This is a genomic window from Micrococcus sp. HSID17227 (assembly GCF_003989405.1).
Classification (GTDB): domain Bacteria; phylum Actinomycetota; class Actinomycetes; order Actinomycetales; family Micrococcaceae; genus Micrococcus; species Micrococcus luteus.
Window position 1 is genome coordinate 1 of record NZ_RBLN01000136.1, and the last position, 6,041, is coordinate 6,041.

The 6,041-nt window shown below is 70.1% G+C and carries 4 protein-coding genes and 1 pseudogene; 4 read left to right on the forward strand and 1 reads right to left on the reverse strand.

Annotated elements, in window-relative coordinates:
* The 4 genes from D8M29_RS07765 to D8M29_RS07780 form a co-directional block, all read left to right on the forward strand.
* The coding region (locus tag D8M29_RS07765; protein ID WP_148111546.1) for an NAD(P)/FAD-dependent oxidoreductase at positions 1 to 885 on the forward strand (885 nt) is incomplete at its 5' end.
* A gap of 195 nt (positions 886 to 1,080) precedes the next feature.
* Complete coding sequence (locus tag D8M29_RS07770) at positions 1,081 to 2,943, forward strand: ABC transporter family substrate-binding protein (protein ID WP_036339161.1); 1,863 nt, start codon at positions 1,081 to 1,083, stop codon at positions 2,941 to 2,943.
* A 162-nt stretch (positions 2,944 to 3,105) separates the two neighbouring features.
* A complete protein-coding gene (locus D8M29_RS07775) occupies positions 3,106 to 4,626 on the forward strand; it encodes an ABC transporter permease (protein ID WP_036339165.1) in 1,521 nt (506 codons plus the stop codon).
* A 5-nt stretch (positions 4,627 to 4,631) separates the two neighbouring features.
* Entirely contained in the window at positions 4,632 to 5,822 is a 1,191-nt protein-coding gene (locus D8M29_RS07780) for an ABC transporter permease (RefSeq protein ID WP_036339168.1), read from the forward strand.
* A gap of 86 nt (positions 5,823 to 5,908) precedes the next feature.
* Here D8M29_RS07780 and D8M29_RS07785 read toward each other — a convergent pair.
* Positions 5,909 to 6,041 (reverse strand): annotated as a pseudogene (locus tag D8M29_RS07785) (phenylacetate-CoA oxygenase/reductase subunit PaaK); the annotation flags it as partial.

Below are 6,041 nucleotides of genomic sequence, written 5' to 3' on the forward strand. Positions count from 1 at the left end.
GCCCACGCGATCCTGCCCTCGAGCCGGCCCCTGACGGCGGCGTTCGGTGCGCTCTTCGGCGCGCTCGGGATGAGCTCGGGCTGGCCGGTGGCGCGCGGCGGGTCGGGGGCGATCGTCGAGTCGCTCGTGGCGGTGCTGCGGGCGCACGGCGGGCGGCTGCACCTGGGCCACGAGGTCACGGACCTGCGCGCGCTGCCCGCCGCGGACGCCGTCGTGCTGGACCTGACCCCGCGCCAGGTGCTGCGCGTCGCCGGCACGGGCCTGCCGCCGCGATACGCCGCGGCCCTGCGCCGGTGGCGCCCCGGGCCGTCCGTGTCCAAGGTCGACTTCCTGCTCGACGGGCCGATCCCGTGGCGCGACGCCCGGCTCGCGGGCGCGGGGACGGTGCACCTGGGCGGGACCGCCGCCGAGATCCGGCGGGCCGAGGACGACGTCGCGGCCGGCCGGATGCCGACGCGGCCCTTCGTCATGCTCTGTCAGCAGCAGGCGGCGGACCCCTCACGGGCCACCGGGCCCGCCCGGGGGCACACGGTCGTCTGGTCCTACGCCCATGTGCCCCACGGCCACCCCGGCGACGTCCGTCCGCTGATCGAGGCGGAGGTGGAGCGGCACGCACCCGGCTTCCGGGACCGGATCGGGGCCGCGGTCGCGATGCGCCCGGCCGATCTGGAGGCGTGGAACCCGAACCTCGTGGGCGGTGACATCGCGGGGGGATCGCTCGCGGGAGCGCGCGCGCTCCTGCGCCCCACCGCGTCGCCCCGGCCGCACCGGGCGGGTCGGACCGGGCTGTATCTGGCCTCCGCCTCCACCCCGCCGGGCGCCGGCGTCCATGGCATGGGCGGGGCGTGGGCCGTGCGGACTCTGCTGGCGGACCGTCGTCGCTGACCGCGCCGGCGCCACGGACGGGACGGATCCAGATTCGGACTTTCGCGAACCTGAATGTTCCCGCTACAGTGTGCTCCATCTCACGGAACGTCCCGTCTCGACGGAACGGCCCGGGGGTCGTCTCGCACCACCAGGTCCCCACAGGGATGCGGGCGCGCGACGTCCTTGCACCTCTCATGAACGGAAGCACCTTCCATGAAGTACACGAAGCTCTCCGCTGCCGCGGCCCTGGCCGCCGGCTCGGCCCTCATCCTCTCCGCGTGCGCCCCGGGCGGCGGCAATGCAGGCGACTCCAGCAGCAACAGCGCCTCCGGCGCCAGCCAGGGCGGCGACTCGGGCGCCGGCAACGTCATCGAAGGGGACAAGGGTCAGAAGCTCACCGCCGAGGCCTCCGGGCCGGGGAAGGCCGACCTGGGCGACGTCAAGACCCAGGACGGCTCCATCGCGTACTCGGTGGGCGCCGACGACTTCCTGTCCTACAACGGCCTGCAGTCGAACACGTACACCACGTACAACTCGGCCGTCGCGGACCGCATGTTCTCGTCCTTCTGGTACTTCGGCACCGACGGCTCGATCATCCCGGACAAGGACTTCGGCACGTACGAGAAGACCTCGGACGACCCGCTGACCGTGAAGTACACCATCAGCGACGACGCCAAGTGGTCCGACGGCACCCCCGTCACCGCGGGCGACTTCATCGTCCACTGGGCCGCGAACAACGACACGATCAAGGCCGAGGGTGCCGAGACCCCGCTGTTCGACTCGATCTCCTTCGAGCAGGGCAAGTACATCCCGGAGGCGCCCGAGGGCGAGGCCGACGGCAAGGAGTTCACCGTCACCTACCCGGAGCCCTACGCGGACTGGGAGATCCTCATCAGCACCGCGCTGCCGGCGCACATCGTCGCCAAGGAGGCGGGCATGAGCTTCGAGGAGCTCGTCACCGCCGCGAAGGAGAAGGACGTCGAGGCGCTCACCCCGGCGGCCGAGTTCTGGAACGACGGCTGGGACTTCAGCCCCGGCGAGCTGCCGGACGCCTCGCTGGTGCCCTCCATGGGCCCCTACAAGTTCAAGGACGGCGGCTGGCAGGCCGGCCAGTCCATCACCCTTGAGGCCAACCCCGAGTACTGGGGCACCCCGGCGGCCACCAAGGAGCTCGTCCTCCGCTTCGCCGACCCGAAGACCCACGTGCAGGCCCTGCAGAACGGCGACCTCGACGTCATCGAGCCGCAGGCCACCGTGGACACCCTCCAGCAGCTCGAGGGCCTCGGCGAGGACGTCAACGTCCAGACCGGTGACCAGCTGACCTGGGAGCACGTGGACTACAACCGCGGCGAGGGCTCGGTCTTCGCGGACTCCCCGGAGCTGCGCGAGGCCTTCGCCCTCTGCCTGCCCCGCCAGCAGATCGTGGACAACCTGATCAAGCCGATCTACGCGGACGCCCAGGTCATGAACCTGCGCGAGGTCTTCCCCTTCCAGGACAAGTACCAGGAGGTCGTGGACGCGGCCTACCCGAAGGAGATGGACCAGCCGAACATCGAGAAGGCCAAGGAGCTCGTCGAGAAGTCGGGCGTCTCCAAGCCCACGGTCCGCCTCGGCTACCAGGCCGGCAACCAGCGTCGCACCGAGACCGTCGCGCTCATCAAGAGCTCCTGCGACCAGGCCGGCTTCGACGTGCAGGACGCCAACTCGCCGGTGTTCTTCAAGGAGGTCATGCCGGCCGGTGACTACGACGCCGCCCTCTTCGCCTGGGCCGGCTCGGGCCAGAAGGCCTCCGGCGCGAACATCTACCAGTCGGACGGCGCCCAGAACCAGCAGAGCTACAACAACCCCGAGGTGGACGCGGCCTGGGACAAGCTCGCCACCTCGCTGGACGAGAACGAGCAGCTGGAGCAGGTCAAGACCATCGAGAAGCTGCTGTGGGAGGACTTCCAGGCCATCCCGCTGTACGCTCACCCGGGTCTGGTCGGCCACAAGGCCGACGTCGCCAACGTGCGCGACACCGCCGCCCAGTCGGGTGCGCTGTGGAACGTGGAGCAGTGGGTCCGCGTTCAGGAGTGACACCCCGCTGACCTCTGACCCGGCGGTCCGCCTCCCGCGGACCGCCGGCGTCGGGATCGAGGACAGAGCCCGGCCGGGCACCGGCCGGGCTCTGGCCGTGAACCGCGGCGAACCCGCACCCCTCCCTTTCCCTTGCACGCGCACGGAAGGTCACCCCCTGTTGTGCTGAAATTCATCCTCAAGCGCCTCGGCAGCTCCCTCCTGGTGCTGTTCGGCGCGTCGATCCTGCTCTTCTTCCTCGTGGCCCACTCGGGTGACCCCCTCCAGGACCTGCGAGAGTCACAGAACCCCAACCGCGAGACCCTCATCGCCGCCCGCACCGCGTTCATGGGGCTGGACCAGCCCTGGTACGCCCGGTACTGGGACTGGCTCCAGGGCATCGGCGGCTGCGTCACCGGTCAGTGCGACCTCGGCCTCAGCCGAAACGGCCAGTCCGTCGCCGACCTGCTGAGCAACGCCGCGGCCTCCACGCTGCGCCTCGTGGTGCTCGCGACCGTCCTGGCGATCATCATCGGCATCGCGATCGGCATCGTCACCGCGATCCGCCAGTACTCCGGCCTCGACTACGTGGTCACGTTCCTGATCTTCCTCTTCTTCTCGCTGCCCGTGTTCTGGGCGGCCGTGCTCCTGAAGGAGTACATGGGGATCCGGTTCAACGACTGGATCCGCAGCCCCGAGCTGAACTGGCCCCTCCTCATCGGGGTCGCCGTCCTCGCGGGCCTGGTCCTGCAGGCCGTCATGGCGGGCGACCTCAGGCGGCGCGCCTTCACGTTCGGCGCCACCGCCGCGTTCATCCTCCTCGCCGGCTGGGTGCTGTTCGCCGTCGACTTCTGGCGGCATCCGCAGATGGGCCCGGTCGTGCAGCTGGTCATCGGCCTGGCCGCCGCCGTCGGCGCCACCGCGGTGATCTCCGGTCTGCGCAACCGGTCGGTCCTCAAGGCCGCTCTGGTCACGGTCGCGATCGGCCTCGTCGCCTACTACGCCACCTACGGCCTGCTGTGGCGGACGCCGTCCGCACTGCTGCTGGCCGGCCTCGGCGTCATCCTCGTGCTGGTGGCCATCCTGGTGGGCCGGCTGCTCGGCGGCTTCTCCAAGGGCTCGGCCGTGTCTGCCTCGCTGGTGACCGCCCTGATCATGGGCGTGGCGATCGTGGCGGAACACCTGATGAACTACTGGCCGACCTTCCTGAAGGTCAAGCCGCGCCCGATCTCCACGATCGGCTCGGGCACCCCGAACCTGGACGCCCACTTCTGGGTGGTGTTCCTGGACCGCGGTGCGCAGCTTCTGCTGCCCACCATCCTGCTGACCATCATCTCGGTGGCCACGTACTCGCGGTACACGCGCTCTTCCATGCTCGAGGTCTCGCGCCAGGACTACATCCGCACCGCGCGCGCCAAGGGCCTGCCGGAGCGCCAGGTGATCCTGAAGCATGCGTTCCGCAACTCCCTGATCCCCATCACCACGATCATGGCCTTCGACTTCGCCGGCCTGATCGGCGGCGCCGTGATCACGGAGCAGGTGTTCGGCTGGAAGGGGATGGGCGAGCTGTTCGCCACCGGCCTGCGCGACGTGGACCCCATGCCCGTGATGGCGTTCTTCCTCGTGACGGGCACCGCCGCCGTGCTGATGAACCTCGTGGCGGACGTGCTCTACGCCGTCCTCGACCCCCGGATTCGAGTGTGAGCCAGATGACCACCAACAACTCCTCGATGACGGGCGCGCAGCTCGACGAGAAGCAGATCTTCGACCTTGCGGAGGCGGAGGACGCCAAGCTCCGCGCCAAGGCCGGGAAGTCCTACTCCCAGGGCGCCCTGGTCCGCAAGCGGTTCTTCCGCCACAGGGCGGCGATGATCTCCCTGATCGTGCTGGTCTTCATCACGCTGATGGCGTTCTCCTCCATCGGCTTCGCCGGCATCCCCGGCTGGTGGGACAAGTCCTACACGGCCGCGGCCTCCGTGGTGAACGGCGGTCGCCCGACGCTGTCGGTCGTGCCGCAGGCCTTCGGGGGCGAGGGCCTCCGCTGGGGCGAGCACCCCTTCGGCCAGGACACCACGGGCAAGGACTACTTCGCCCTCGTGATGCGCGGGACCCAGCAGTCCATGATCATCGCGGCCATCGTGGGCCTGCTCTCCACCGTGATCGGCGCGATCGTCGGCGCCGTGTCCGGGTACTTCGGCGGCTGGGTCGACTCCCTGCTCATGCGCCTGACCGACCTGATCATCGTCATCCCGCTGCTCGTGCTCGCCGCGGTGCTCGGCCAGATGGCCAGCGGCATGAAGATGGGCATCCTCCCGCTCGCGGTGGTGCTCGGCCTCGTGTCCTGGACGTCCCTGGCCCGCCTCGTGCGCGGAGAGGTCCTGTCCCTGCGCGAGAAGGAGTTCGTGGCGGCCGCCGTCGCCATGGGCGCCAAGCCGGGCCGTCTGATCTTCAAGCACCTGCTGCCCAACACGATCGGCGTGATCGTCGTGAACGCGACGTTCGCGATCGCGGGCGCGGTGCTGCTGGAGACCTCGCTGTCCTTCCTCGGCTTCGGCGTGAAGGCGCCGGACTCGTCCCTGGGCCTGCTCATCTCCGACTACCAGAACGCGTTCACCACCCGTCCGTGGCTGTTCTGGTGGCCCGGCATGATCATCCTCGCGATCGCCCTGTCCGTGAACTTCCTCGGCGACGGCCTGCGCGACGCCTTCGACCCGCGCCAGGGTGGGGGCGCCCACCGCAGGCTCCGCTTCTTCGGCCGCCGCGCGGCCGCCACCGAGGCCGGTGCGACGACGGCGGGCGGTCTGGCCGCGGCCCCGACGGCCGGTCGGATCGAGGCCCCCGTGGAGGAGGCCGGCGGATCCGCACGGATCTCCGACGCGGACGAGGACGGTCAGCGATGAGCGCGAACGACAAGAAAGGCCGATCCATGTTCGGCAAGAAGAACGAGAACGACGTGACCGACGGCGGGCAGGGCTCGCACGCGGCGTCGTCGGCCGACCTCGAGGCTCTCGTTGGCCCATGTGGAGAACCTGCCGCCGATGTCCTTCTTCACGGCCACGCGGATCTCGCCGCGCTTCGGGACGGCGCAGATCGAGTAGGAGCGGCGCACCTCGGCGCCG

What these genes read in the sequence shown, in the direction of transcription:
- D8M29_RS07770 (WP_036339161.1), top strand. Translation starts at nt 1,081, where the DNA reads ATGAAGTACACGAAGCTCTCCGCTGCCGCGGCCCTGGCCGCCGGCTCG.
- D8M29_RS07780 (WP_036339168.1), top strand. Translation starts at nt 4,632, where the DNA reads ATGACCACCAACAACTCCTCGATGACGGGCGCGCAGCTCGACGAGAAG.